Annotated in this window: 31 protein-coding genes, 1 tRNA gene and 1 pseudogene; 11 read left to right on the top strand and 22 right to left on the bottom strand. The window is 68.6% G+C overall.

The features are described from left to right. Positions 1–60 precede the first annotated feature (60 nt). Together F3H10_RS06515 and F3H10_RS16005 are read right to left on the bottom strand one after the other, a co-directional pair. Positions 61–1,155, bottom strand: a complete 1,095-nt coding sequence (locus F3H10_RS06515; RefSeq protein ID WP_149783988.1) for a sulfite exporter TauE/SafE family protein — start codon at positions 1,153–1,155, stop codon at positions 61–63. After that, on the bottom strand, positions 1,152–1,313 hold the full coding sequence (locus tag F3H10_RS16005) for a DUF7512 family protein (RefSeq protein WP_188127885.1): 162 nt from the start codon (positions 1,311–1,313) through the stop codon (positions 1,152–1,154). The genes F3H10_RS06515 and F3H10_RS16005 overlap by 4 nt, the downstream gene beginning before the upstream one ends. Before the next feature lie 404 nt (positions 1,314–1,717). On the opposite strand from F3H10_RS16005, the gene F3H10_RS06510 reads away from it, so the two are divergent. Continuing rightward, a complete protein-coding gene (locus tag F3H10_RS06510; RefSeq protein ID WP_149783987.1) occupies positions 1,718–1,942 on the top strand; it encodes a hypothetical protein in 225 nt (74 codons plus the stop codon). A gap of 150 nt (positions 1,943–2,092) precedes the next feature. Next, positions 2,093–2,443 carry a DsrE family protein gene (locus F3H10_RS06505; protein ID WP_149783986.1) on the top strand — a complete coding sequence of 117 codons (351 nt, stop codon included), beginning with the start codon at positions 2,093–2,095 and terminating at the stop codon, positions 2,441–2,443. 206 nt (positions 2,444–2,649) lie between these two features. Here F3H10_RS06505 and F3H10_RS06500 read toward each other — a convergent pair whose 3' ends face one another. Further along, a complete protein-coding gene (locus tag F3H10_RS06500) occupies positions 2,650–3,048 on the bottom strand; it encodes a helix-turn-helix domain-containing protein (RefSeq protein WP_149783985.1) in 399 nt (132 codons plus the stop codon). A gap of 122 nt (positions 3,049–3,170) precedes the next feature. Further along, a complete protein-coding gene (locus tag F3H10_RS06495; protein WP_149783984.1) occupies positions 3,171–4,022 on the bottom strand; it encodes a universal stress protein in 852 nt (283 codons plus the stop codon). A 151-nt stretch (positions 4,023–4,173) separates the two neighbouring features. Here F3H10_RS06495 and F3H10_RS16000 point away from each other — a divergent pair, with 151 nt between their 5' ends. Beyond that, positions 4,174–4,350, top strand: a complete 177-nt coding sequence (locus F3H10_RS16000; protein ID WP_188127884.1) for a hypothetical protein — start codon at positions 4,174–4,176, stop codon at positions 4,348–4,350. Between the two features lie 72 nt (positions 4,351–4,422). Here F3H10_RS16000 and F3H10_RS06490 read toward each other — a convergent pair whose 3' ends face one another. The 4 genes and pseudogenes from F3H10_RS06490 to F3H10_RS06480 all read right to left on the bottom strand — a co-directional run bounded on the left by F3H10_RS06490 (position 4,423) and on the right by F3H10_RS06480 (position 7,042). Continuing rightward, positions 4,423–5,217: an ABC transporter ATP-binding protein gene (locus tag F3H10_RS06490; RefSeq protein WP_149783983.1), complete on the bottom strand. Its 795-nt coding sequence runs from the start codon at positions 5,215–5,217 to the stop codon at positions 4,423–4,425. After that, the gene (locus F3H10_RS16560) at positions 5,205–5,684 is read right to left on the bottom strand and encodes an ABC transporter permease (protein WP_223174237.1); all 480 of its coding nucleotides are present in this window, start codon (positions 5,682–5,684) and stop codon (positions 5,205–5,207) included. Before F3H10_RS16560 ends, F3H10_RS06490 begins: the two co-directional genes overlap by 13 nt. Then, positions 5,581–6,072 (bottom strand): annotated as a pseudogene (locus F3H10_RS16555) (asparagine synthase-related protein); the annotation flags it as partial. The pseudogene F3H10_RS16555 and the gene F3H10_RS16560, both read right to left, overlap by 104 nt. Beyond that, complete coding sequence (locus F3H10_RS06480) at positions 6,017–7,042, bottom strand: ABC transporter substrate-binding protein (protein WP_149783981.1); 1,026 nt, start codon at positions 7,040–7,042, stop codon at positions 6,017–6,019. The gene F3H10_RS06480 and the pseudogene F3H10_RS16555, both read right to left, overlap by 56 nt. A 245-nt stretch (positions 7,043–7,287) precedes the next feature. On the opposite strand from F3H10_RS06480, the gene F3H10_RS06475 reads away from it, so the two are divergent. Beyond that, positions 7,288–8,199, top strand: coding sequence for a 1,4-dihydroxy-2-naphthoyl-CoA synthase (locus F3H10_RS06475; RefSeq protein ID WP_149783980.1), 912 nt, complete (start codon positions 7,288–7,290; stop codon positions 8,197–8,199). Between the two features lie 390 nt (positions 8,200–8,589). Here the strand turns inward: F3H10_RS06475 and F3H10_RS06470 are convergent. Together F3H10_RS06470 and F3H10_RS06465 are read right to left on the bottom strand one after the other, a co-directional pair. Beyond that, positions 8,590–8,674 (bottom strand) — tRNA-Leu (locus tag F3H10_RS06470). A 67-nt stretch (positions 8,675–8,741) separates the two neighbouring features. After that, positions 8,742–9,152, bottom strand: coding sequence for a ferredoxin (locus F3H10_RS06465; RefSeq protein ID WP_223174230.1), 411 nt, complete (start codon positions 9,150–9,152; stop codon positions 8,742–8,744). 150 nt (positions 9,153–9,302) lie between these two features. On the opposite strand from F3H10_RS06465, the gene F3H10_RS06460 reads away from it, so the two are divergent. Then, positions 9,303–9,674 carry a 30S ribosomal protein S8e gene (locus F3H10_RS06460; protein ID WP_149783979.1) on the top strand — a complete coding sequence of 124 codons (372 nt, stop codon included), beginning with the start codon at positions 9,303–9,305 and terminating at the stop codon, positions 9,672–9,674. A gap of 227 nt (positions 9,675–9,901) precedes the next feature. Here the strand turns inward: F3H10_RS06460 and F3H10_RS16435 are convergent, their stop codons facing one another. Then, positions 9,902–10,027 (bottom strand): hypothetical protein, encoded by a 126-nt coding sequence (locus tag F3H10_RS16435; RefSeq protein WP_262488558.1) that lies wholly within the window; start codon positions 10,025–10,027, stop codon positions 9,902–9,904. Positions 10,028–10,078: 51 nt separating this feature from the next. On the opposite strand from F3H10_RS16435, the gene rnhB reads away from it, so the two are divergent. Next, the gene (rnhB, locus tag F3H10_RS06455) at positions 10,079–10,741 is read left to right on the top strand and encodes a ribonuclease HII (protein ID WP_149783978.1); all 663 of its coding nucleotides are present in this window, start codon (positions 10,079–10,081) and stop codon (positions 10,739–10,741) included. 21 nt (positions 10,742–10,762) lie between these two features. Here rnhB and F3H10_RS06450 read toward each other — a convergent pair whose 3' ends face one another. The 6 genes from F3H10_RS06450 to cofH form a co-directional block, all read right to left on the bottom strand. Beyond that, the gene (locus tag F3H10_RS06450; protein ID WP_149783977.1) at positions 10,763–11,749 is read right to left on the bottom strand and encodes a replication factor C small subunit; all 987 of its coding nucleotides are present in this window, start codon (positions 11,747–11,749) and stop codon (positions 10,763–10,765) included. Positions 11,750–11,816: 67 nt separating this feature from the next. Next, on the bottom strand, positions 11,817–12,770 hold the full coding sequence (locus tag F3H10_RS06445; RefSeq protein ID WP_149783976.1) for a DUF5995 family protein: 954 nt from the start codon (positions 12,768–12,770) through the stop codon (positions 11,817–11,819). Between the two features lie 183 nt (positions 12,771–12,953). After that, positions 12,954–13,196 (bottom strand): hypothetical protein, encoded by a 243-nt coding sequence (locus F3H10_RS06440; RefSeq protein ID WP_188127883.1) that lies wholly within the window; start codon positions 13,194–13,196, stop codon positions 12,954–12,956. Positions 13,197–13,316: 120 nt separating this feature from the next. Next, complete coding sequence (locus F3H10_RS06435) at positions 13,317–14,270, bottom strand: electron transfer flavoprotein subunit alpha/FixB family protein (protein ID WP_149783975.1); 954 nt, start codon at positions 14,268–14,270, stop codon at positions 13,317–13,319. Further along, a complete protein-coding gene (locus F3H10_RS06430) occupies positions 14,270–15,058 on the bottom strand; it encodes an electron transfer flavoprotein subunit beta/FixA family protein (protein ID WP_149783974.1) in 789 nt (262 codons plus the stop codon). The genes F3H10_RS06435 and F3H10_RS06430 overlap by 1 nt, the downstream gene beginning before the upstream one ends. A gap of 131 nt (positions 15,059–15,189) precedes the next feature. Beyond that, positions 15,190–16,581 (bottom strand): 7,8-didemethyl-8-hydroxy-5-deazariboflavin synthase subunit CofH, encoded by a 1,392-nt coding sequence (cofH, locus tag F3H10_RS06425; RefSeq protein ID WP_149783973.1) that lies wholly within the window; start codon positions 16,579–16,581, stop codon positions 15,190–15,192. Positions 16,582–16,732: 151 nt separating this feature from the next. Here cofH and F3H10_RS06420 point away from each other — a divergent pair, with 151 nt between their 5' ends. Further along, complete coding sequence (locus F3H10_RS06420; protein WP_149783972.1) at positions 16,733–17,401, top strand: LysE family translocator; 669 nt, start codon at positions 16,733–16,735, stop codon at positions 17,399–17,401. A gap of 13 nt (positions 17,402–17,414) precedes the next feature. Here F3H10_RS06420 and F3H10_RS06415 read toward each other — a convergent pair whose 3' ends face one another. Beyond that, positions 17,415–18,377 carry a M48 family metallopeptidase gene (locus F3H10_RS06415; RefSeq protein ID WP_149783971.1) on the bottom strand — a complete coding sequence of 321 codons (963 nt, stop codon included), beginning with the start codon at positions 18,375–18,377 and terminating at the stop codon, positions 17,415–17,417. A 110-nt stretch (positions 18,378–18,487) separates the two neighbouring features. Here F3H10_RS06415 and F3H10_RS06410 point away from each other — a divergent pair, with 110 nt between their 5' ends. Both F3H10_RS06410 and F3H10_RS06405 read left to right on the top strand, forming a co-directional pair. Further along, entirely contained in the window at positions 18,488–19,567 is a 1,080-nt protein-coding gene (locus F3H10_RS06410) for an aminopeptidase (RefSeq protein WP_149783970.1), read from the top strand. 381 nt (positions 19,568–19,948) lie between these two features. Continuing rightward, positions 19,949–20,845, top strand: coding sequence for a sugar phosphate isomerase/epimerase family protein (locus F3H10_RS06405; protein WP_149783969.1), 897 nt, complete (start codon positions 19,949–19,951; stop codon positions 20,843–20,845). A 99-nt stretch (positions 20,846–20,944) separates the two neighbouring features. Here F3H10_RS06405 and F3H10_RS06400 read toward each other — a convergent pair whose 3' ends face one another. From F3H10_RS06400 to F3H10_RS06390, 3 genes are all read right to left on the bottom strand, one after another. Then, on the bottom strand, positions 20,945–21,538 hold the full coding sequence (locus F3H10_RS06400) for a metal-dependent hydrolase (protein WP_149783968.1): 594 nt from the start codon (positions 21,536–21,538) through the stop codon (positions 20,945–20,947). Between the two features lie 115 nt (positions 21,539–21,653). Continuing rightward, entirely contained in the window at positions 21,654–22,085 is a 432-nt protein-coding gene (locus tag F3H10_RS06395) for a hypothetical protein (RefSeq protein ID WP_149783967.1), read from the bottom strand. A gap of 132 nt (positions 22,086–22,217) precedes the next feature. After that, positions 22,218–23,366 (bottom strand): Gfo/Idh/MocA family protein, encoded by a 1,149-nt coding sequence (locus F3H10_RS06390; protein WP_149783966.1) that lies wholly within the window; start codon positions 23,364–23,366, stop codon positions 22,218–22,220. A 228-nt stretch (positions 23,367–23,594) separates the two neighbouring features. Here F3H10_RS06390 and F3H10_RS06385 point away from each other — a divergent pair, with 228 nt between their 5' ends. Next, on the top strand, positions 23,595–24,227 hold the full coding sequence (locus F3H10_RS06385) for a DUF7344 domain-containing protein (protein WP_149783965.1): 633 nt from the start codon (positions 23,595–23,597) through the stop codon (positions 24,225–24,227). Positions 24,228–24,259: 32 nt separating this feature from the next. On the opposite strand, the gene F3H10_RS06380 is transcribed toward F3H10_RS06385, so the two are convergent. Next, entirely contained in the window at positions 24,260–24,781 is a 522-nt protein-coding gene (locus tag F3H10_RS06380) for a DUF7344 domain-containing protein (protein WP_149783964.1), read from the bottom strand. Between the two features lie 277 nt (positions 24,782–25,058). On the opposite strand from F3H10_RS06380, the gene F3H10_RS06375 reads away from it, so the two are divergent. Beyond that, positions 25,059–25,343, top strand: a complete 285-nt coding sequence (locus tag F3H10_RS06375) for a PadR family transcriptional regulator (RefSeq protein WP_149783963.1) — start codon at positions 25,059–25,061, stop codon at positions 25,341–25,343. Positions 25,344–25,505: the final 162 nt, after the last annotated feature.

The following is a 25,505-nucleotide window of genomic DNA, read 5'->3' as shown; positions in this document are numbered from 1 at the left end:
ACGGTTTTGGATACTCAATACAATACTCCGGCTCGGCGGCCTCGTCGCCGAGCGGGCCGCTCACTCGCCGCGCTGGGGCGAACCGGGGACGCCGCGGGTCCGCCGCACCGCGAGCGCGCCGTGATAGAGGATGACCGCACAGACGAGCAGCGCGGAGCCGATCAGGAGGACGAAGCTGAGCCGGTCGAGGACGGGCATCGACAGCCACGCGGAGAGTTCGCCGATCCCGACCGCGGCGCTGGCGACGAGCAGCATGAGCCCGAAGTAGATCGTCACGTCGTCCTCGTCGACGTAGGCGGTCGCGCTCGAGCCGATCCGTGCGCCGAGCGCGCTGCCAGTGAGCAGCGCCGTGACGATCCCGAGGTCGATCACGCCCGCGCGACCGTAGGTGAACGCGCCCACCGCCCCGGACATCAGCCCGCCGAAGAGGCTCGTCCCGACCGCGGCCGCGAGGGACGTGCCGATCACGTAGTAGATCGCGGGCATCCGGACGAACCCGCCGCCGACCCCGAGGAACCCGGAGACGAGTCCGACGCCGCCGCCGACGCCGGAGATCGTCCACAGCGACGCCCGACTGCCGTCCGCGAGCGTGGTCATCGGCGGGATCTCGTACGACTGGATCTTCCGAGCGATCGCCGGAACCTCGTCGGCGTCGTCTCCGGCTCCCTCGCCGTCGTTTCCCGTCTCGTCGGTTCCAGCGTCCGCATCGCCTCCGTCGTCCTCGTCGCCGTCGTCGGTGTCGAGCGCGCTCCGCGTGAACAACACGCCGATCGCCGCCAGCAGGAGCACGTACGCGACGCCGACGACGACGTTCGCGATCCCCAACACCTCGAGGCCGAAGACGAGCCGGCTTCCGAGCTCGATGCCGACGGTGATCCCGACGAACATCAGCGCGCCGAGCTTGTAGTCGACCTGTCCGGCGTCGTGGTGTTTCATCGTCGCGATCGCCGCGGTCCCGAACACGAACGCCATCGAGCTGCCGATGGCGACCGGGGCCGGGTACCCCAAGATCAGAAGCGCGGGCGTGACGAGGAACGAGCCGCCCATCCCGAAGAACCCGAAGAACACGCCGACCATGAACCCGAAGGCGACGAACAGGCCGAAGATCTCCGGGCCGAGACCGAGGAGCTCGGCCGTCGCGATGGAGCCGATCATCTCCCGTTCGCGAGCCGATCCAGGACGGCCGGCCCGACCGCCTCCTCGACGGCCCCGTACCCGACGTAGAGGGCGATCGCTTCGAGGAGGACGACCCCGATCACTGCGAGTGCCTGTACCGACGGCGACGCGCCCGCGAGGAGCTCCGTACCGGTCATCGGCTCCACCCGTCTCCCGACGCCCGCCTTCCGTGTCGAGTCGCTCGATCGATGTCGGTCATGTACCCGAGGATAGCCGACAGGGAGATATAACGGTTTTGGGTTAGTTGTACAATACTATATTCGCGTGAGCGACGGGGAACGATGGATAACTTATCGATATTATTTTCTGCGGGATCCTTCGGACCGTTCCGATCCGCCGACTCGACGCGGACTCGTTTCGACACGTCACCGTTACTGTCCGAGACGTGCGCCTGGTCTCGACGAGTTCGGTCCTCCCGCCGATGGAATACGGTGCGTCCATGGGGTTACATCACACACTCTTCGTGATCTCGAAACGACGTGTTCCCCGTCCGTGGGAATCTCCGTCCCTTCATTTATGTAGGCAGCACGTATCGGAGGGTATGAGCCACTCATCGCGTTCCTCGCGCATCGACCTCGACGCGGCGTTCAAGGCGTTCGGTGCGGTGACGATCCTGATCGGGGTGGGACTCACCGTGGGCGTGCTCGCGCTCACCGATCCGTTCGGCGAGTACGTCACGACCACGCCCGCCGCGACCGGAAGCCTGCTCTTCACCGGACTGCTTGCCGCGGTCGGCTACGCGGCCTACGCGCTCCGTCGACGCTGAGACCCCGGCGGCAGGGGCGAGGAGACGAACGACGACGGCCGAGGAGCGTTCGCGATCCGACTCGATCCTTCGGGCGTGATCCGAGCCGAACGTGGTCCCCTCTCGCTTGATACGACAGTATTATGTATTATTGGGATTTTCATACAATACATGTCCGACACACCGGACGACGACGTCGGGAAGTTAGGGATCGTGCTCGAGACCAGCGACCCCGAGCGTGCCTGGAACGCGTTCCGGCTCGGGATCACCGCAGTAGAGGACGGACGGGACGTCTCCGTGTTCCTCCTCGGTGAAGGGGTCGAAGCCGAGGAGATCGAAGACGACCAGTTCGACGTGCGAGAGCGCATGGAGGCGTTCGACGAGGCCGGCGGGGAGTTGCTCGCGTGTGGGACGTGTCTGGAGATGCGGAAACGCGACGGAAGCGAGGTCTGCCCGATCTCGACGATGAACGACCTCCTCGAGGTCGTGACCACCGCGGATCAGGTCGTGACGGTCGGGTGAGTCGCGGTCGGTTCGACGGCGGAGTCCCTTTTTCCCTCCAGGTCTTTCGAGGAGTGGTTCCCGAAGCGAACGCAGTGAGCGAGGGCACTCGACGAGAAAGAGGAGTGTATTGATCGCAACTGAGTCAGAATAGGTCACTCGCTGAGATCTCAACAGAGCCGTTTCAGCGGACTCGATCGGTTCGAGCCGGTTCGCTCCGAGCCGGTTCAGCTCGAGGCGGTCACCGACTCGGCGCCCTCGTATTTGTCCTCGAACTCCTGGATGAGTTGGCCCATCTTCGCGTACCAGTCGTTCAACATCCGCTGCATCTCACCCGAGATCTTCTCGGGATCGGTCGGCTGGTAGACGTGGTAGTAGCCGCCCTGGTCGTAGTTGATCTGTTCCTTGCTGATGAAGCCGGTCTGGAGGAGCCGCTGGACCGCACGGTAGGCGGTCGAGCGCTCCCGGTCGACGGCCTCGCCGATCTCGTCTATCGTCAACGGCTCCTCGCTGTCGACGAGCACCTGGAAACACTCGCGATCCAGCGGTTTGAGCCCGTGAAAACACTCCAGTAACCCCTCACACTCCATGTCGCTCCGTAGCTGTTCGGCCAACGAGTCTGGCATGGTATTACCCACGAGTACGACCCGTGTGCCTAAAAGGCTTGTGTATAGAACACACAATTCCGTGCGGACGGGTCCGAACGCGCCGATACGCCCGGCCTCGTACCGCTAACCGCCCCGACCGCTCAGGCCGAGCGCGGCGGCGGCACCAGAAAGACGTTGCCGGCGGCGTTCACGACGACCTCCTCGCTCACGCTACCGAGCAGCAGCCGACGCAGACGGCTCCGGCCGCGAGACCCGAGAAGCAGCGTGCTCGGCTCGTGTTCCCGTTCGGCGGCCAGGATCTCCGCCGCGGGGTCGCCCCGCCTGACGTCCGTCCGGGCCTCGAGCCCCCATCCGTCGAGCCGGTCGACGAGGTCGCCGAGACGTGCCTCCACGTCGTCCTCGTCGCCGGTGTCGTCCTTCGGCGACCGCACGTGAACCAGCGTGACCTCCTCGGTCGCGTGCCGGAGGTACTCGAACGTCTCGAAGGCACGTTCGGCGTTCTCCGAGAAGTCGGTGGCGAAGAGCGTCCGCTTGAACAGGTGTCGTCGCACCGTCTCGGGCTCGTCGACGCCGCGTTCGATCCGGTCGACGAGCAGCGGGACCACCGTGGTCCGGGCCAGGTTCCGCGCCGTGGACCCGATGACGCGGTTCTCGAGCGGGCTCTTTCCACGGGACCCGACGAGGATCAGGTCGGCACCGACCGCTCCCGCGATCCCGTTGATCCGGCGGTGGGGCGTCCCCCGAACCACGTGGGTCTCGACGTCGAATCCGGCCGCCTCGACCGTCGAACGATATCGTCGAAGCCCGCGTTTCCGTCGCTTCTCGAAGTCGATCCCGGGCATCCCGGAGTGGACGTTCGAGGGGACCACCGTCACGAGGTGGACCCGATCCACGCCGATCCGGGAGAGGCAGTTCAGCCCCGTCTCCGACTCGACCATCGACTCGCTGGCCGTCGAGAGGTCGGTCGCGAGCACGGCCGACTTCCCGGTCATCGATCCCGTCCCCGTTCCCGTGTCCGTCCCCGTTTCGCTGCCCCGCCCGACCACCCAGTATTCTCCATACTGTACAATACTCTTCTCCGGAGATAAAACCCGCGATCGGGTCGTCGAGCGATATAACTCGACGGCGACACGTTCTCCGGGCATGACCGACGACGAGACCGATCTCGCGGACGCGGTCGACCGGTTCCTCGAGGAGGCGGACGCGACGTTCGACCAGTACGAACGGGGATACGCCGACGCCGACGCGACCGTGTCGGTGCTCCGAAGCCACGCCGACGACCTGCGGGACGCCTTCGAGGAGGAACGCGCGAGGGAGTGAGCGAGTGAGCAAATGACGAGCGGGCGAGCGAGTCGATCAGGGCGCGAACCGGGGCCAGGGACGCGTGCGGGGTCAGGGACGCGCACCGATCAGCTCGCGAACGCGGGCGACGTGTTCGCCGAAGGCCGGGTCGCCGCGTTCGCGCGGGCGGTCCACGTCGACGTCGACGACCTCGCGGACGCGACCCGGCTCGGCGGCCATGACCACGATCCGGTCCGCCAGCGTCACCGCCTCGGCGACGTCGTGGGTGACGAAGAGGACGGTCTTTCCCGTCGACGCCCACACGTCGAGCAGTTCGCGTTGAAGCATCTCGCGGGTCTGCGCGTCGACCGCGCCGAACGGCTCGTCCATCAACAGGAGGTGTGGATCGACCGCGAGCGCCCGTGCGATGGCGACGCGCTGTTTCATCCCGCCCGACAGCGACTTCGGATAGGTCCCTCTGAACTCCGTCAACCCGACGAGTTCGAGCATCTCGTCGACCCGCTTCGCGCGTTCGTCGGCCGATCGGTCGCTCCGCTCCAGCCCGAACCCGACGTTCTCCTCGACGGTGAGCCACGGGAACAGATGGTACTCCTGGAAGACGACGCCCATGTCGGTCGTCGGCCCGGTCACTCTGGTTCCGTCGAGCCGAACCTCGCCGTTCGTGGCGTCGGCGAGTCCGGCGATGACCCGGAACAGCGTCGTCTTTCCGCAGCCGGAGGGGCCGACGAGACAGACGAACTCCCCCGCCTCGACCGAAAAGGAGACGTCCTCGAGCGCGCGGACGGGATCGCCGTCCCCGTCGTAGGTCTTGCCGACCCCGTCGACGACCACGCCCGGATCGTCGTCCGCGTCGACCGCCGCCGGCTTCCCGTTCACGCCTGCCATATCAACACCCGGCGTTGGACCGCGCGGAAGGCCACGTCGACGAGGAGGTACATCAGGCTCAACACGAGGATGTACGCGATCACCTTGTCGACCAGCAGGTTGTTGCTCGCGCGCAGTATCTCCCGACCGACGCCCGGCACGCCGAAGATCTCGGCGGCGACCACGAGCATCCAACATCGACCGAGGCCGGTGCGGATCCCGGTCGTGATCCCCGGCAGCGCCGCCGGGAGGACGACCGACCGGACCATGTCGAGATCGCCGCTAACTCCGAGCGTCCACCCCACGTCGAGGAGGTCCTCGGAGACGCCCTCGACGGCTCCGTAGGCCGCGTAGAAATTGATCCAGAACGCGCCGACGGCGATGATGAACGCCGCGCCGGCGTCGTTGATCCCGAACCACGCGATCGCGAACCCGATCAGCGCGAGCGGCGGAACGGGTCGAAGGGTTCGAACGAGCGGCGCGGTCAGGTCGTCCAGGAACCCGCTCCAGGAGAAGGCGACGCCGGCACCGACGCCGAGACCGGTTCCGACGACGGTTCCGGGGAGCCAGTGACGGACGCTCGACGCCAGCGCCGCGGTCATCGTGCCGGACCCGAGCTCCTCGAGGAACCGCGTCCCCACCGCCGCCGGCGAGGGCAACACGTACGCCGGCTGCGTGAGCGAGACGAGATACCAGAGTCCGAGAAACCCGACGATCCCGGCGACGCCGCGGAGCAGTCGCTTCGGGTCGTCGAGGTCGAGGCCGACCCGTAGTCCCGAGCCGTCCCTCTCGTCGAACCGTCCCGAGGTATCGGTGGCCATCAGAGCGAGTCGTAGACCTCGAGATCGAAGATCCCGTCGTTCGTGAGCCGTTCATCGATCTGTCCGTTGTTCGCCGCGAACTCGGCGAACACCGGCGTCGCGTCGGTGATCTCCGCGGGGTCGGTGACGAAGTTCGACAGCGGCGAGTCGAGCGCGCGCCGGGCGCGGTCGGCGGGCATCCCGATGCCCTCCTCGACGTGTCGGGCGGTCGCGTCCGGCTCCTCGTCGATGAACTCGGTGGCGCGGACGTGCCCCTCGAGGAACTGCGCGGCGAGCGGCGACTCGCGGACCTCGTCGCTCATCAGGGTGACCGCGGCCGGCTGGCCGGGGAGGACCTCCGCGGCGGTCCGAAGCATCGCCACGGAGGAGTCCTCGGCGTCCGCGATCGTCGGCACCGGCTCCATGATCGAGGTGCCGTCGATCTCGTCGTTGGCGATCGCCTGCCAGACCGCGCTCGCGCCGCCTATCTCGATGATCTCGACGGCGTCGTTCGTTTCGGGGTCGACCCCGACGTCCTGGAGCCAGTACCGGAGCAGCACGTCCGGGACGCTGCCCTGCGGGAACGTGCCGAACCGGAAGGGACGACCGTGCTCCGTCGCCCAGGTCTCGAACGCCCCCGCGCCCTCCGCCTCGAAGGTGTCGTGGAACGAGGACTCGGCCATGATCCCCATCGGCTCGCGGACGTTCGCCGCGGTCACCTGCGCGGGGATGCCGCGGTCGATGACGATCATCGCCGGCACGATCCCGAACATCGCGACGTCGATGTCGCCGCCCCCGAACGCCTGAACGATCGCCGGGCCGTCGGTGAACTCCTCGCCGGTGACCTCGGCGTCGACGTCCTCGAAGTAGCCCTCCGCCTCCATCACGTACCACTGGAGGTCCGGGTAGATCGGCATGTGTGCGACGGTCAGCTCCTCGAGTCCGCCGCCGTCGCCGCCGAGACATCCGGCGAGTCCCACGGTCGCGGTTCCGCCCGCGGTCGCGAGAAAGGACCGCCGTGAGACTCCCGCGTTTCGCTGGTTCATGTCGATCCAAGGGGATCGGGGATCAATACCCTCGCGCCACCAGCAATCGCCGACCGTACCGGTGACGCGACGGTATCCGGATATCGTTCGATGTCCGACGCTCGACCGGGTTCTCCACCGATCCGTCCGATCCGTCGCGTTCCCGATAGCCGTAAGGATTGCCGGTCTCGGAGATCCGTCGGATCGCCGTCGACCTCCCGCCTCGACTCGCCGCCGTTTATGTCGCCCGCGCGCCACCCTCCGCCATGGTCTCGGAGATCTTCGACCCCGACGCGTGGGAGCCGGTTACCGACGAGTTCGAGGACGTGACGTACCACCGCGCCCGCGACGCGCCGGTCGTCCGGATCGCGTTCGACCGGCCCGAGGTCCGCAACGCGTTCCGCCCGGGAACCGTCGACGAGCTGTACGCCGCGCTCGACCACGCCCGCAAGCGGGCCGACGTGGGCTGCGTCCTCCTCACGGGCAACGGTCCCTCGGAGAAGGACGGCGGCTGGGCGTTCTGTGCCGGCGGCGACCAGTCCGTGCGCGGCGGCTCGGGCTACGAGTACCGCGACGACGACGAGGCGGACGAGGCGGACGACCCCCTCGTGCGCGAGGCGAAGGCCGGTCGGCTCCACGTCCTCGAGGTCCAGCGGCTGATCCGGTTCATGCCGAAGCCGGTGGTCGCGGTCGTCCCCGGCTGGGCGGTCGGCGGCGGCCACTCGCTCCACGTCGTCTGTGACCTCACGCTCGCGAGCGACGAGCACGCGAAGTTCCTCCAGACCGACCCGGACGTGGCCTCCTTCGACGGCGGGTTCGGTTCCGCCTATCTGGCGAAACAGGTGGGACAGAAGAAGGCCCGCGAGGTGTTCTTCCGCGGGAAGACCTACTCCGCCGAGGAGGCCGTCGACATGGGGATGGCCAACGAGGCGATCCCGCATGAGGAACTGGAGGCCGTCGCGCTCGAGTGGGCCGAGGAGATGACGAGCAAATCGCCGACCGCGATGCGGATGCTGAAGTACGCGTTCAACATGACCGACGACGGCATGGTCGGCCAGCAGGTGTTCGCCGGCGAGGCGACCCGACTCGCGTACATGACCGAGGAGGCCCAGGAGGGGAGAGACGCCTTCCTCGAGAAGCGCGATCCGGAGTTCGGCGACTATCCCTGGCACTACTGATCGAACGTCACGAATGTCGCTGCGGTCGGCGCGTGCCTCCGAGTGCCCGGAGGGCACGAGGAGCCCGCGCGAGGGAGGTGGCGGGCCGGAGCGGCTCGCCCGCGACGGTCCGTCCACCGAGGCTGGGGAGGCCTGAGGTGCGGGGCGGTTGCGGCCGCGGAACGCGGTGGGGGCGGGATTCGAAGGGTCGGTCGAGCCGGGCGGGGCTTCGGAGGGCGTGTTGTGGCTCCCGTCGCTCGCGAGTAGCGCATCACGGAACCGTGAGGGACGGGATTCGAACCACGGTCGCTCCCGTTCGCTCGCCGCGTCGCGGCTCGCTCACCTCCCGCTCCCTGCTTCGAATCCCTTCCGGTCAGATACCTGCGGCTCGCGAAGTGCTCGCCGCAGGTATGCGGGGGAAGGGATTCGAACCCTCGAACCTCTACAGGAGCGGATCTTAAGTCCGCCGCTTTTGGCCAGGCTCAGCCACCCCCGCGCACTCCCCGCTTCCGGTGGCGCGGTCAAACCCCTTTCGGATACGGCCCGCCTCCACCGGCCGATCCCTACCAGTCGACCGAGAGCGTCCCGTCGCCGTGCGGGTCCGGCGCGATCTCCTCGTCGGTCCGCCGGTCGACGACGTGGATGACCCCGCGCTCCTTCTTCGCCGGACACACCTCGGCGGCCCGGACGTTCTCGGCTAAGTCGTCCTCGCCGATGTAGTAGGTCCGCGGCTTCGCCATCCCGCTCACCACGTCCATCTCCCAGTTGTCGGCGACCTCCGCGCACTTGCCCGCGCCGAAGCACTTGTTCGCCTCGAAGACGATCTTGTACGGCTTCTCCTCGACCGGCGGCCCCTCGCCGCCGATGTCGCTCGCGGAGAGGACGCCGCCGTCCGTCGCCGCCGATCCGTCGCCGGCCTCGTTCCGGCCGTCGTCCGCGCCGCCGTCGGCTCCGGTCCCGCGCTCGTCGCTCATACCCGTCGTTCGGTCCCGGCGGGACTTTCGTCTGTCGGTCGCGCGGCCCGCCGGGGCCGACGAAGGGGCCGTATCGGTCGGGATCGGCCGCGAGACGCCGCCCCGTCCGGAGTCGAACGGTTCAAGTATTCGCTGGCTGTTCGTACGGACATGAAAGACCAGGGACGCTCCACGCGCAAGCGAACCGGCGGCCGACTGAAACACGCCTCGAACAAGAAGCGCCACCAGCTCGGCCGCGAGCCCGCCGAGACGACGGTCGGCGAGACCCGCGTTCAGTACATCGACTCCCGCGGCAACGAGCGGAAGGTCCGCGCGCTCGCGACGAACGTCGCGCAGGTCGCCGACGGCGGCGAGGTCGTCGAAGCCGACATCGAGGACGTCGTCGAGAACCCCTCGAACGTCAACTACGTCCGCCGGAACATCGTCACCAAGGGCGCCGTCATCGAGACCTCGGAGGGCCGCGCCCGCGTCACCTCCCGACCCGGCCAGACCGGCCAGGTCAACGCCGTCCTGATCGAGTAGACTCGACTTCGGCGACGCCGGTTTTCCGAATTTTCGTGGGTCCGTAGTCTCGACTCTCTACGGTGATGTAGACGCTTTATTTCCCGTCGTTATCGTCGCGAGGTCCGTCTCTCACTCCCTAGCCGCTCGGCTGTACGCAGTTGTCGACGGGGAGAACACCATCGAAGCCCCAGCCTCGCGACTGCCCCTTTGAATCCCACCCGAACCGAAACCCCCAGCACCGCGCCTCACGCCTCCCCAGCCTCGGTGGACGGACCGTCGCGGGCGAGCCGCTCCGGCCCGCCACCTCCCTCGCGCGGGCTCCTCGTGCCCTCCGGGCACTCGAAGGCACGCGCCGACCGCTTTCGGTCCATCGATACCGACCGATCTCAAGCTATTTGTCCGTTCCCGTCCCCGGTCGAGACGTGTACGTCGGCGTCGACGAGGCCGGAAAGGGGCCCGTGATCGGGCCGATGGTCGCCGCGGCGGTGCGTGCGGACCCGGAGAGCCTGCCGGCCGGCGTCGACGACTCGAAACGCGTCGCCCCCGAGCGACGGCGGGAGATCGCGGCCGAACTCCGCGCGAGCGACGCGGTCGACGTGGCGGTCGCGACCGTCGAGACCGCCGAGATCGACGCGCCCGACACGGACATGAACACGCTCACCGTCCGCGGACAGGCGCGGGCGGTCCAGGCCGTCGTCCGCGCCGGCGACCGCGTCGTCGCCGACGCGGGCGACACCTCCGAGGCGCGGTTCGCGCGGCGGCTCCGCGAGTTCGTGACCGACACTGATGCCGTCGACTCCGTCGACGTCGACGCCGCCCACGGCGCGGACGAGTCGGACCCCGTCGTCGGCGCGGCGAGCGTCGTCGCGAAGGTGGCCCGCGACGCGCGGGTCGCCGCGATCGACGCGGCGTATCCCGACTACGACGGCGTCGGCAGCGGCTACCCGAGCGACCCGACGACGCGAACGTTCCTCCGCGAGTACGTCGCCGACCACGGTGACGTCCCGCCGCACGCTCGGCGGTCGTGGTCGACGTGTGCGGACGTGCTCGCGGCCGCGGAACAGTCCGGCCTCGACGAGTTCTGATCCCGTCTCCGACCCGCGGCCCTAGTCCTCGCGCAGCGCCAGCGCCGCCAGCAACGCCTCGAGTTGGACCTGCTCGTTCGCGCCCTCCGCGATCCGGTAGTCGGCCTCGCCGATCCGCTCCATCAGTCGGACGGCCTCGCGCTCGTGGAGGTCGAACTCCCAGACCGACCGGTGGAGCTGGTCGATCACGTCGCCGCCGGCCATCCCGGTGTCGGTGAGTAAGGTGTCGAGCGTCGCACGCGCCTTGGTGAAATCGCCCGCCAGCGCATCGGTCACCATCGACTCGATCTCCTCGGGGCGCGCGGTCGCCGTGATCGCGTATACCGCCTCCTCGTCGACCACGTCGCCGGTCGTCGCCGCGGCCTGAAGCGAGTTGATCGCGCGGCGCATGTCGCCGTCGGCGGCGTAGACGAGGGCGTCGACGCCGGCATCGGTCACCTCGATCCCCTCCGCCGCCGCGATCTCGCGGGTCTGCGCGGCGACCGCCTCGTCCGACAGCGGCGAGAAGCGGAAGACCGCACACCGCGACTGGATCGGGTCGATGATCTTCGACGAGTAGTTGCACGAGAGGATGAAGCGGGTGTTGTCGGAGAACTGCTCCATCGTCCGGCGGAGCGCCGATTGGGCGTCATCCGTGAGGCTGTCGGCCTCGTCGAGGAACACGATCCGGAAGTCGCCGCCGAACGACGACCGCGCGAACCCCTTGATCCGGTCGCGGACCACGTCGATGCCGCGCTGGTCGGAGGCGTTGAGTTCGAGGAAGTTGCCGCGCCAGTTGTCCTCGCCGTAGATCTCGCGGGCGATGGCGGTGGCGGCGGTCGTCTTTCCTACACCGGCAGGACCGCTGAAAAGGAGGTGCGGCACGTCGTCCTGGTCGATGTAGCTCTGGAGGCGTTCGACGATCTCCTCCTGTCCGTGGACGTCCGATAGCGACTGCGGGCGGTACTTCTCGATCCAGATCTCGCGTCCCGTCGCGGTCGCAGCCGGCTGCTCGTCGGCCTCACTCATTGCTCGATCGGAGGGTCGGCGGGGTGATAAACGAACCGAGAACCCGACGGTGGGAGACGATCCGCTCTCACTCACTCACTCGCTCGCTCGGCATCGACGAGGGGAACCGCCGCCGGAACTCGTCGTGGAAGGCCGTAAGCGTCAGCACGTCGTCCTCGGCCTCCCTCAGCCTGCGGCGCGTCTCCGGGTCGATCCGGGGTGCGAGCACGAGCGCGGCGGCCCCGGTCGAGACGGTCCGCGCCCGCCAGTCGACGTAGGGATCGCCCGCCCACGACGGCAGGTCGGCGAGCAGCACGGCGTTGCGCCACGCGAACTCCCGGACCTCCTCCAGTCCGAGAAGCGCGAGTCGGTCGTCGAACGGGTCCGAAAGCGCGTCCGCCCCGGCGACGCCCGCGGCGTCGTACACCGCGACGAGCGCCTCCTGGACGGCCGCGACGAGCCGGGCGAGGACGTCGTTGATCCGGTCGTGGTCCGCCCGCTTGCGGCCGCGGTCCGGGTCGATCCCCACGTCTCGAAGCGTGTACGTGAGGTCGTAGGTGATGTGGGCGTTGACCCCCGAGAGGGCGTCCTGGAGGACGAGGTTCTCGCCGCGGACGGCGGCGGCGAACCCCAGCAGCCACGCGCGGGGGAGCGGGTCGAACTCCCGGCGCTCGAAGGCGACGAGCGCCCGCCGATAGCGCTCCGCGAACGCGACGAGGTACGATTCGACCCACTCGGGGTCGGCGAAGAAGTCCGCCTCGATCGCGTCCCCGACCGCCTCCGTCATCCGGGAGTACACCGTGAGGAACACCGCGCGCCGGTCGTCGCGCTCGCGGAGGTACGCCTCGGTTCGGGTCAGCCGGTCGGAGACGTCCTCGACCGAGGAGAAGGGGTCAGCGACGAGATCGAGCAGCGTCGAGTCCGGTTCGTCGTCGAGTTCCGCGGCGATCGCCTCGGCGTCCACCCCGGTACCCCGCCGGTAGGCGGCGAGAAGCGCCCGTGTCTCGGCGGTCGTGGGAAACGTGGCGCGGATCGGGAACATGTGGTGTGATGTGCTGTGACACGTCGTCGAGGACCGTCCTCGGATCCGGGTACACGGCCGGACCCGAAAACGCTGGCGGCGGTGCGGTAGTGGGGCGGTGCGACGGTGACGGTGCGGTAGTGGGGCGGTAGTGGGGTGCGACGGCGGCGATCACGACCTCGGCCGTCGTCGTCGTCCGACCCGTCAGAGCCGCTGGAGTTCGTAGGCGAACACCCAGATCCCCATCAACACGCCGACGGGGACGACGACCTCGGCGACCTCCTCGGAGATCGGCAGTTCGGCGACGTCGATGAGGAGCCGCGTCGTCGTCGTGGCGAGTTGCGCGAACATCTCGAACTCCTCCTGGATCGTGTTCGTCAGTACCGACCCGACCACGAGCGTCACCATCGCCGCGGTGCCGTGGATCGTCCCCCGTATATGTGGCATATCCAAGGGATCCGGAACGGGGATTATATGACTTTCGTCGAGCGGAGTGAATGGGACTCGCCGGTTCCTTCGGTCCCGCGCCGTCCTCGCTCGAGCTCGGCGTTCACCGAGTCCGCGGCTCTACTCGAACTCGGCGACCAGTTCGGGGACGACGTCGAAGAGGTCGCCGACGATCCCGTAGTCGGCGATGTCGAAGATTGGCGCGTTCGGGTCGGTGTTGATCGCGACGATCGTGTCCGAACCCTTCATGCCGGCGACGTGCTGGACCGCCCCGGAGATCCCGACCGCGATGTACACGTCGGGAGTGACGACCTTCCCGCTCTGACCGACCTGGCGGTTCTTGGGGAGCCACCCGTTGTCGACGATCGGCCGGGACGAGGAGAGCGTCGCGCCGAGCGCGTCCGCGAGCTCCTCGACGAGTTCGAGGTTCTCCTCCTCGCCGATCCCGCGTCCGACCGAGACGAGCACGTCGGCGTCCGCGATGTCGACGTCGCCGCCGCCGACCTCCTCGAAGCCCTTGACCCGCGCGCCCGACTCGGGTGCCTCGATCTCGACCGGCTCGATCTCGGCGTCGCCGACCCCCTCGGCGGGGACGAACTCGCCGCCGCGGAGCGTCAGACAGAAGCGGTCGCCCTCGACGGCGACGGCCGTCTCCACCTTCGATCCGTACATCTCGCGAGTGACCGTCAGACCGTCGTCCGCGTCGTACTCGAAGCCGAGGACGTCGGCCACGAGCGGGAGGTCCAGCCGCTCGGCGACCGCGGGCGCGTAATCGAGGCCGTTGACGGAATTCGGCGTGAGCACCGCGGCCGGGTCGATTCGATCGACGAGCGCCTCGACGGCGGCCGTATAGACCGTGTGGTCGAACTCCTCGCCGTTCGCGACGGCGTGGATCCGGTCGACGCCGGGTCGGTTCAGATCGTCGGCGAACCGCTCGACGTCGCCCGCGACGACGCCGACGTGGAGGTCGCCGCCGAGCGCGTCCGCGAGCTCCCGGCCGGCGGTGAGCAGTTCGAACGAGACGTCACGCAGCTCCCCGCGACGGTGTTCGGAGACGACGAGCACGTCGCTCATCACGCGCCCACCCCCTTCTCCCGCAGGACCTCGGCAAGCCGTCCCGCGGCCTCGCCGGCGTCACCTTCGATGAGCTCCGCGTCGGAGTCGCTCTCCGGCTCGTACATCTCCGTCAGCGTCAGCGTGCTCTCGACGTCGGCGGGGGTGAGCCCGAGGTCGGCCAGGTCCGTCGCGGCGATCTCCTTGCGCTGGGCCTGTCGAATGCCACGGAGACTGGCGTACCGCGGCTCGTTGAGCCCGGTCTGGACGGTCAACACGGCGGGCAAGTCGACCTCGGTCAGCTCCTCGATCCCGCCCTCCAGCTCGCGGTGGACGTTCGCCACGCCGGCGTCGGCGTCGAGATCGAGGTCGTTGACGACCGCGGCGTGATCGAAGCCGATCCGCTCGGCGAGCGCGACGCCGGTCGCGCCGAACGCGGTGTCGGCGGCCTGAACGCCGCTCAACACGAGTTCCGGTTCCTCCTCGTCGACGACCGCCTCGAAGACGTCGACCTTCGAGGAGACGTCGGCGAAGGTCCCCTCGAAGGCGTCGTCCCACACGCGGACCGCGCGGTCGGCACCCTTCGCGAGGGCCATCCGGATCGTCTCCTCGGCGCGCTCGGGGCCGATCGTGACGGCGACGACTTCCTCCGCGATCCCGGCTTCGGCGAGCTGAACGGCCGCCTCGATGGCGTAGTCGTCCCACTCGTTGAGGTCGTACTCGAGGTCCGACGACGCGATGTCGGTCCCCTCGATCTCGAAGTCGTCGTCCGCCTCCCCGACCTCCTTCACGGTCACGAGGACTTTCATGGACCTTCCTCCGGCGGTCGGGAGGTAATGGTTTTCGGAACCGTTCCGAGGCGGCTCGAACGAGGGCTCGAGGCGGCCCGAACGAAGGACCGAACCGGCCCGAACGAGGGCTCAAACCGGCCACCGGACGCTCAGTCGTCCGCGCTCGCGGGGTCGCCGTCGCCGGCTCCCGTTCCGTTCGGGAGCATGGGGCTGCCGTCGGCGCGGGGGCCGAGCGTCGGCCCGTGCGGGCCGTCGTCGGGGTCGATCCGCCGGCGCGTCCGGTAGTCGGTCGAGCGCTCGACGGGCGTGCGGCCGATCGCCGTGATCATCTCGACGTAGTCGTCGAACGAGCGGTACTCGCCGTACTCGCCGCCCGCGCGCTTCGTGATCTCCTCCGAGAGGATCGTCCCCATGAAGTCGTCCGCGCCGCAGTTGAGCAGTTTGAGCCCGTGTTCGTCGCCGGACTTGACCCACGACGCCTGGACGTGCTCGACGTTGTCCAAGAAGAGTCGCGCCACGGCGACGACGAGCTCGTCCTCGTCGCGGGAGGGGCCGGAGTCGACGACGCCCTGCCGGTACAGCGGCGTGTTTCCGTGGATGAACGAGAGCGGGACGAACTCCGTGATCCCGCCGGTCCGCTCTTGAAGGTCGCGGATCACCTTCAGGTGCTCCGCGCGGTGTTCGACCGTCTCGACGTGGCCGTACATCATCGTCGAGGTGACGTCGAGGCCGGCCGCGGCCGCGCCCTCCATCGCGGCCACCCAGTCGTCGGTGCGGATCTTTCCCGGACAGATCACGTCGCGCACCTCGTCGACGAGGATCTCGGCGGCGGTGCCGGGCGCGGAGTCGAGCCCGGCGTCGGCCAACTCGCGGTAGACGGACTCGTAGCTCCAGTCGGTGCCGCGTTTGGCGTGATAGGCCTCCTCCGGCGTCATCGAGTGGAGGTGGACGCCGCCGACCGACATCGCCGCCATCTGCTCGAGGTAGGTTCCCGGATCGGTCGCGTACGCCTCGGGCGGCTTGTAGTTCACGTCGCTCGCGGGGTCGTCGTGGGCGGCGAGGACCTCGTGGTGCTCGTCGTTCAACGCGAACGCCGGGTGGAGCCCGGAGACCGAACACACCTCGTAGATCCCCATCCCGAGGGCGTCCTCGACCACCGCCCGCGACTCCGCGGGCGTCTTCGTGAACCCCGCGTGCTCGACGTCGCTTTCGGCCTCGAAGGCGTGCGCGCTGTCCTTGAAGTTACAGAACAGACAGCCCGTGTTACAGGCGGTGGTGACGTTGTTGTTGAGGTTGGCGACGAAGGTGACCTCGTCGCCGACCTCCTCGGCGCGGCGGCGGTCGGCGAGCTCTAAGACGGCCTCCTTGCGGACCGGGTCGATCCCGTCGACGTCGGTTCCGGTCGCGAGCAGTTCCGTCGCGTCGTCGACGGAGAGTCGGACCCCGTCGCGGGCCTTCGAGAGGGCGTTCTCGAACGACTGGTCGGTCGCCGGCTCGGGGAAGCCGAAGTCGTTCGGGTCCAGATCGGGCTCCGTCGTCATCCCCCTACCGTCCCGGCCCCACGGATAAAAACGAGGCGGTCACGGCACCCGCGGTCGGCCGAGCGGTCGCCTCGCCCGCCCCGGTCGATGACGGCGTCGATCGGCTCCGCCGCCGATCGGTTTTTATCCGCCGCGAGTTCTCTCGTATACGATGGTCGCCGCCGGCTTCCCGCTCGCTCCGCCGACGTACGCGCTGTTCGTGCTGGCGGCGGCGACGCTGATCGTCACGCCGGGTCCCGACACGCTCTTCGTGCTCTCGTGTGGCCTCGAGAACCGCGCAGCCGGTCTCCGCGCCGCGCTCGGCGTCACGGCGGGGATCCTGTTTCACACCGCGCTCGTCGTGGTCGGCGTCGCCGCGGTGTACCGCGCCGTCCCGGGCGCGGAGCGAGTCGTCCGCGTCGCTGGCGGGATCTACCTCTGTTATCTGGGCGTCGACACGCTCCGATCCGCCGGCGACGACGCGCCGCCGACGGGGGGCGACGGCATCCGCGAGGGCTTCCTCGTCAACGCGCTCAACCCGCAGGTCGCGCTGTTCTTCCTCGCGTTCCTGCCCGGGTTCGTCGGGGGTGGCGACGTCGGTGGAGGAGCAGGTGGCGGCGGAGTCGGCGGCGGCGCGCTCGGCGGATTCAGCGCCGAGAGCGGAGCCATCGCGCTCCTCGGAGCGACCTACGCCGGGCTCACTGCCGTCTATCTCGGTTGCGTGGCGATCGCCGCCGACGGGGCCGCGGGGGTGCTTCAGTCCGCGGAAACCGGCCGCCGGCTGGACCGGGTCGCGGGCGGGATCCTGCTCCTGCTCGGCGTGTGGGTGCTGGTCGGGTGAGCCGAAAGGGGTCTCACCGAACCGGCACGCCGGTCCAGCCCTCACGGCCGCGACGGGCCGACCCCGCCTCGGCGCGCCGCCGCAACCGCTCGACCCGCTCGGCGGTCGGGGGGTGCGTCGAGAGCCAGCGCTCCAGCGGGTCGCCGGTGTCGCGGTGAGAGGAGAAGGGAGCGAACGGCCAGGACGGGTCGCTCGCGCGGTCGATCCGACGCAACGCCCGCGCGAGCGCCAGGGGGTCGCCGGTCACTGCCGCAGCCCGGTCGTCCGCCGCGAACTCCCGCCTGCGGGACCGGGTGCGTGCGAGCAACGTGGCGAGGACGAACGCGGCGACGACCCCGCCCGCGAGGAGGCGGTGGAGCCGCGCGAAGACGCCCGAGCGATCGCCGGGTCGTCCCCGGATCCACGCCGACCCGCCCGCCAGTCCGGACAGCGCCAGCAGGGCGGGAAGCGTCGCGAGCGTGACGACCCCGACGACGGTTCGCGCGAGGCCGTCGACGAGCGCGGCGACGAGCCCGTCGTTCGTCTCGAGATGCGCGAGCTCGTGTGCGAGGATCCCCTCGAGTTCGGGCGGCGACAACAGCCGGAAGAGCGACCGGTCGATCACGAGCGAGCCGCCGCCGGACCCGCCGACGGCGAACGCGTTCGGCGCACGCGCGTCCGAGACGTACAGCGTCGGTCGGTCGACGTCCATTCGAGCGACGAGCGCGTCGAGCCGGCGGTGAAGCTCCGGGGCGTGTGCCCGGGGGATCGGGTCGGCCTCGAGCGCGGCGAGCAGCCGCGCCGTCCCGAACCGGTAGCTCAGGTACGCGGACCCGAGCGTGGCGGCGGCGAGCAGGACGACCAGTTCGGCGGTCCCCGGTCGAAGCGCCCACAGCGCGCGGAGCGCCTCGAAGACGAGCAGCGCCGCGGCGAGGTACCCCGCGAGGAGGACGAGGCCGACGGTCGCCGTCGCGAACCGAAAGGCGATCCGGGCCATGCGCGCCGTACGCGTCGCAGGAACAAAACCGGTGGTGTCGCGATGGAGGGGCGGCGAATCCCCTCGGGAGAGAAAGCGGATTTAATCCCCCCGGGGGAGAAGGCGGGTCCATGGACCCACGCGTTCGCGAACACGCGGAGATCATCGCCAACCACTCGACCGGCATCGAGGCCGGCGATAACGTCGTCATCCAGCTCCCGAAGGAGGCCGAGGACCTCGCGGTCGCGCTCCACGAGATCTGCGGCGACCGCGGGGCGAAGCCGGTGTATCTCAACTACTCGAAGCGGTCGGACCGCGCGTTCAAACGCGCCGCCGACGGCTTCTCGGAGCCCGGTCATCGGCGCGCGCTCTACGAGGAGACGGACGTCTTCGTGATCGCCCGCGGCGGGCTCAACGTCACTGAGGACGCCGACGTGGACCCCGAGACGAACGCCGCGTACAACCGCGCGATGGAGGAGGTGAAACGCGAGCGCCTCTCGAAGACGTGGTGTCTCACGCAGTACCCGACCTCCGGACACGCCCAGCTCGCGGGGATGAGCACCGAGGCGTACGAGGACTTCGTGTGGGACGCCGTCTCGCTCGACTGGGAGGCCCAACGCGAGTTCCAGGCGGGGATGGTCGACATCCTGAACGACGCCGAGGAGCTCCGTATCCGCTCGGGCGAGGAGACCGACCTCACGATGAACCTCGCCGGCAACACCGCCCTCAACGACCAGGGCGAGGCGAACCTCCCGGGCGGCGAGGTGTTCACGGCCCCCGTCCGCGACGGCGTCGAGGGCGAGGTCCACTTCGACCTCCCGCTGTACCGCTACGGCCGCGAGATCGACGGGGTCCGGCTGCGGTTCGAGGACGGCGAGGTGGTCTCACACGCCGCCGAGCGCAACGAGGACCTGTTGACCGGGATCCTCGACACCGACGAGGGGTCGCGGCACCTCGGCGAGCTCGGGATCGGGATGAACCGCCAGATCGACCGGTTCACCTACAACATGCTGTTCGACGAGAAGATGGGAGACACCGTCCACATGGCGGTCGGGTCCGCCTACCCCGACACCGTCGGGGAGGAGAACGAACTCAACGAGTCGGCCGAGCACGTCGACATGATCGTCGACATGAGCGAGGACTCGGTCATCGAGGTCGACGGGGAGGTCGTCCAGCGTAACGGCACGTTCGTGTTCGAGGACGGGTTCTAGCTCCCGACCCCGTCGCCGATCACGCGCAGGTTCCGCTCGATCCCCCAGTCGGACCGTCGTTCGAGCAGGAACGCGACCGCGAAGTACACGGGGGCACCCGACGGAACCGACACGAGGAGCGTGACGCGCGGAGCCGGACCCGTCGCGAACGCCACGTACCACAGGGCGGCGAAACGACCGAGGCGGCGACGCGCGCCATCCGGGGCCGTTCACGAACGACCGCTGGTCGATCGGCGTGCTGATCGCCGACCCGGACTGAGGGTGACGACCCGAACCGAGGGAGCGATCCGGTCGGGGTCGTTCCCGAGACGGGTCGAGTTCGGATCGCCACACGGCGATATGCGGCCCATTACTTCCGACCGAGGGGTCGGAATCCGGACAATGATTCGGTCAGAACCAGCGGAACGAGCGGCGAAGTCGCGTCCGCGCTCGGCGATACAGCTATACACGCTCCGGAACATCGAGGAGTCGTTACCGGAAACGATCCGCCGGGTGGCGAAGGCCGGATTCGAGGGAGTCGAGTTCGCCGGCGCGTTCCTCGAGGCGGACCCCCACGCGGTCCGGAGGGCCCTCGAGGAGACGGGCGTCGAGCCCGTGGCCGCACACGTCGACCTGCGCACCCTGGAGAGCGACCTGGAGTCGGTCGTCGACCGCTGTCGTCACGTCGGCTGTGACCACCTCGTCATCCCGCACCTCGGTGCCGGCTACTTCCGCACGACGACGCACGTCGACGCGCTGGCGACCCGGCTCGACGGCCTCGCGAGTCGGATCGCCGGCCACGGACTCCGGCTCTCGTATCACACCTCGAAGGACCCGTTCCTCCCGCTTCTCGACCGGTTCGGGCTCGGCGTCCCCGCGAACCTCCCGTCGCCGAGCATCGTCTGGGAGCAGGTGGCCGAAGCGATCGATCTGACGGTTCGCGGGACGGACCGAACCCTGGAGGCGACCGGGTTCGGTCGGCTCGTGTCCCGCACGGACGACCTCACGTTCGAGGTCGACGTCGGGTGGGTCTCCGCGGGCGGGTACGACCCGGTCGACGCCTTCGAACTGCTCGGCGATCGCCTGTCGCTGATCCACGTCGCCGACGTCGCGCGAACGCGTCGCTTCCCGCCGGCGTTCCGGTCGGTCCCGCCCGGCGAGGGGATCTTAGACCTCGAACGGGTGCTGCGGGCCTCACACGAGACCGGCGTCGACTGGCTCGTGTTCGAGGACGACCACCCGTCGGACCCCGAAGCGGCGGTCTATCGCGGTCTGGCGACGCTCGATCGGACCGACTGACCGTCGATGACCGAACGGTCCCGAGCAGGCTCGAACGGCCCCGAGCAGGCCCGAACGGCCCGTTCCGCCCGGCCTGTCTGAATCCGGTCTGATCGGCGGCTATCCAGCCCGAACTCGCCTGATCACCCGTCGGATCGGGCCCGTGACCAGCGAGAGGCCGGGGCGTCCGTCGACCAGCCACAGCGTGACCCCGAACACGACCGATCCGAGCTGGAGCGCGATGACCGCGGAGAGCTCCAGGGTGAGCAGTCGCGCGACGTACTCGGTGAGCAGTCCGGAGACGCCGTCGACGAAGGACCCGCGGTCGGGCCGTGGCATCCGATCGGCGATCGGCCACAGAACCGGGGAGAGCGCCAGTCGCCCGTGCGACAGCGACGCCGGGACCACGTCGCCGACCAGGTGGAGCACGTACCCCGTCAGGAAGGCGCCGCCGACCGCTCCCGCGCGTCGGCGCTCGGCGAGCGCGTACACGGCGATCGCCGCCGGAACGCCGAGAAACACCGAGTGAGCCGCCGCGTACCCCGTGGTGAACACGTTGAACTCCCAGGCGAGCGGTTTGTCGATCAGGTCCGGGAGCACGGCGCCGAACGCGAGCGCGACCGTGGGTGCGTCCCCGGGTCGCGACCGATACCTGCCGTGAACGTACGTCGAGTAACACACGTAGGCGAACAGCACGTGCTCCCAGGGCCACATGTGACGACGGACCCGTCGGTCGGGGGTAGTTATGAACGGGGTACCGAGGGATCCGTCCCCACCGACGCGGCCGGGATCGGTATCGGAGCCGAAACCGGGCCTCCGCGCGATGCGGTTACCCCTCGAACGGCTCCCCGTCGAGCGATATCTCGGCGTCGCCGTCGACGGTGACGTCGTGGAGCTCGCCGCGGAACCGGTAGCCGCGGTCGTCGTTCGTGACCACGCCCTCCGCGGTGGACCCGGAGACGTGGCCGGCGTCCCGGCTCGATCCCCCGTCCGGAACGAGCTCCCCGCCGACGGTCACCTCGTACGTGGACGGGGTGCCCGACCCGTGGATCCGGATCCGACGTTCGGGATCGTCGTCGTCCGTCGACGCCGCGACGAGCCCGTTCATCCGACCCGCGATCGTCGCGACCGTCGCGACCGCCGCCCCGCCGAGGCGAGCGTATCTCCGACGCGTGATCCGTGTGGAACCGTCCCCGTCGCGATCGGCGTCGGGCGGTCCGTCTCCCGTCGACTGCAGTCCGTGTGCCAGCTTGTGTGCCATTGCGGCCGTTAATCTCCCATTACCGGCAATAAGTATTTGGATCGTGATATATCCGTTATCGGATGACTGTTCCGACGGTGGACCGGTTCCGAAACCGGTCGTGGCGCCGAGGAATCGGTAGACTGCGCCGGATCACGTGTCGTCGGGCCAGTCCGCAGATCCGCCGAGCTGTCCGGCTTCGTACATCTCCTCGAGAGGATTCCCCTCCAGCTCCAGGGGGAGGTGGACGCGGCCGCGTTGCCGCGCGGACTCCCAGCTCGCGAACACCAGTTCGGTGCCGCGGAGCGCGCGCCGACCGGAGAAGACCGGCTCCGTCCCGGCCGACAGCGAGTCGACGAGGTGCTCGATCGCCTTCTCGTAGTGGGTCGGCGGGTCCGCGGGCCACGTCGGCCCCGGCAGGAGCTCGGTGGATTTACTGAGGGCTGCGCGGACGATCCCGAGCTTGGGACCGTAGACGTTCTCGTCGGTGTCGACGGTCCGCCACTTCCCGTCGGTTCGCACCCGAAGGGCCGTCCCGTCGTCCGTTTGGATCTCGATGGTCCCGTCCTCGCCGACGACCCGGAGGTAGGCGTCGACGCTGGTCACGCCGTCCTCCGCCGTGGACGCGACCCCGAGGGTGCCGTCCGCGTACCGCCACTGGGCGATCGACCGCGTCTCGTTGAGCGCGCCGAACCACCGGTTCTCGTGCGAGCAGTCGATCGCCGCGAGCACCCACTCCGCGCGCGCGCCGTCCACGAAGAGGTCACAGAGGTCGAAGAGGTGCGAGCCGGCGTCGAAGAGGTTCACCTCGGACCACTCCAGTCGTTCGAGCTCGCCGATCTCCCCGTCGTCGAGCAGCTCCTTCGCCCGCAGGACCGGCTCGGCCAGCCGGCGCTGGTGGTCGATCGTCAACTGGACGCCCTCGCGGTCGCAGACGTCCACCATTCGTCGGCTGTCGCCCCACGTCGTCGCCATGGGTTTCTCACAGTGGACCGCGTCGACCGACGCCGCGGACGCGCTGTCGACGACGAGGTCGGCGTGAACCGCCGGGGGCACGCAGATGCTCACGATGTCGGGCTCGACCTCCTCGAGCATGACCTCGTGGTCCTCGTAGACCGCGTCGAGTCCGTGGTGCTCGGCGAACGCCTCCGCGTTCTCCGGAACGATGTCCGCACAGGCCACGAGCGAACACGACTCGAGGCGCTGATACCCGGACGCGTGGCGGTATGCCATCGCGAACCCGTCTCTATCCCGCGTTTCCGGGTCCTCGCCGGTCCCGATCATCGCGACACGGTATGTCATTATAGCCATCACACGAGGACGAAAGAATAGTATACGTCTGCTAACGGAGCCGTGGGTCGCCGAAACGGCCGAAACACGGCACACATCAGTCGGGAAACGGAGGTGTAGGGGTCGATCGAGCCCCCGATCGGCGGTGGGCCGTGCCGTCGGCCGATTCCGCACGTTCCTGAATTGTTAGAACACGTTAACTTCATTATATCTAAGAGAGTGTACCGTGTGGGACGTTCCATGAGCGCGGGAAATTCGGGGTCGCTTAGCGGGGATCAACTCGGGTCGGATCCCGAGACATCGACTGACGACGTATCGAACCTGGAGGAGATCGGGAAGACGTCCCGGTCGAACGGGTCGAACCTAGAGAAGGGCGAGATCTTCGACCTCCTGAAGAACAGCCGTCGGCGCAGCATCATCCAGTACCTCCGCGCGCACGACGGGTACGCGGAGCTCAACGACGTCGCCGAGCACATCGCGGCGGACGAGAACGACATCACGGTCAGGGAGCTCTCCTCCGACCAGCGGAAGCGGGTGTACATCGGCCTCTACCAGTGTCACCTCCCGAAGATGGACACGCTGGGGGTCGTCGAGTACGACAAGAACCGCGGGACGATCGAGCTACAGGAGTCGGTATCCCAGTTGCTGGTCTACATGGACCCCATCGACGAGGACGACGAGGACGTGGACACCGAGCGGAAAGCGGACCTCGAGCGGACCTGGCTCGTGCCCGCGATCGCCGGCGTCGTCGTCGCCGTCGTCGGAGTCGGGACGCTCGGGATCGGTGCCCTCTCGGCCGTGCCGGCGGTCGCCTGGACGGTACTGTGTGTCGCCGGGATCCTCGCCATCGTCGGGGTCCAATACATGGGATGATCGCGGTCGCCGCTCCCGCCCCGTCGAACCGGTTAGTCGATCACCAACCGTTCGAGAAACGAGTACTCCCCGCGTTTGACGGCCGTCTCGTAGTACTGGAACGCCGCCAGCGACATGACGGCCCCGGCGAAGGCCAGACTCGGAAGCGCCGAGAGCGAACTCAGGAGTTGACCGACGCCGATCGCCACGCCGACCACCGCGAGCACGCCGTAGTAGACCGCCCAGCTGCGGTCCGTTCGGACGTCTTCGTTTAACACGCGAGCGACGTCCTCGACCCGATCGGTGAGCGTGACGGTCTTGTCGTCGCCGTCGTACACCACCAGTCCGACCTGCTCCAGTTTCGGCACGTGCGTCTGGTACAGCGAGATGTAGAACCGCTTTACCACGTCGCTATCGACCGGCTCGTCCGTCTCGTCCGCCGCCGTGTCGCGGGCTAACGAACGGAGGTCCGCACGCCCACCCCGCCGATGGAGGTGATACAGGATCTGTCGACGCCGTGAACTGCTCAATACCTCGAACACCTGGTCTTTCGTGAGTTCCTCCGTCGAGTTCATTGGGTGGTCTCGTGGTCGGACGGCGGCTTTCGCCCCCTCTCGGGGGGACGGGCGGATAGCATAGATCTGACGCCTCACTCAATTTGTTATCACGTCCATATCGGGGGGTAACCGGTCGACGGATCGCCGTGAAAGGAGGTCGTCTCCCGTTTCGTCGGTCGTCGTTTCCGTCGTCGTCCCGGGTGCGGCCATCGCGGCCGCGTTCGATCGCTGTGGACCCCCTTGGCGTTCGTTCACGCGTACATAACGAAACTCTTGGGTGGTCCACTGTCACGACATGACCGATCCCCTTTTCGAGCTGACCAGCTTTCAGCGGGACCTCCTCTACGTGGTCGTGGGAGAAACGGACCCGTCGGGCCAGGAGATCAAAACCGAGCTCGAGACGGAGATGGGCGAGTTCACCCACGGACGGCTGTATCCGAACCTCGACACCCTGGTGAAGAAGGGATACGTCGAGAAGGGCGAGATCGACCGCCGGACCAACCTCTATCGGGTAACCGAGAAGGGGTTCGAGGGAGTCCGGGCGCGTCGGGAGTGGGAGAACCGGTACGTGGACCTATGACCTCCAGTTCGACGAGCGGCTGCCCGAGCGTCGGATCGACGAGCGGCCGCCGCGGCGTCCGTCGGATCGGAACCGAACGCGGAGGGGCCGTCGGGTCGGAACGACGACCGCGTGATGCGGTGTATAACGAAGCCCGTTTCGGACGGGTATCCGACCAGCCAC

Origin of the sequence: Halorubrum aquaticum, assembly GCF_900113615.1 — an archaeon.
Taxonomy (GTDB): domain Archaea; phylum Halobacteriota; class Halobacteria; order Halobacteriales; family Haloferacaceae; genus Halorubrum; species Halorubrum aquaticum.
Note: the sequence above shows the minus strand (reverse complement) of the source record. Positions and strands in the feature narration are given on the sequence as shown.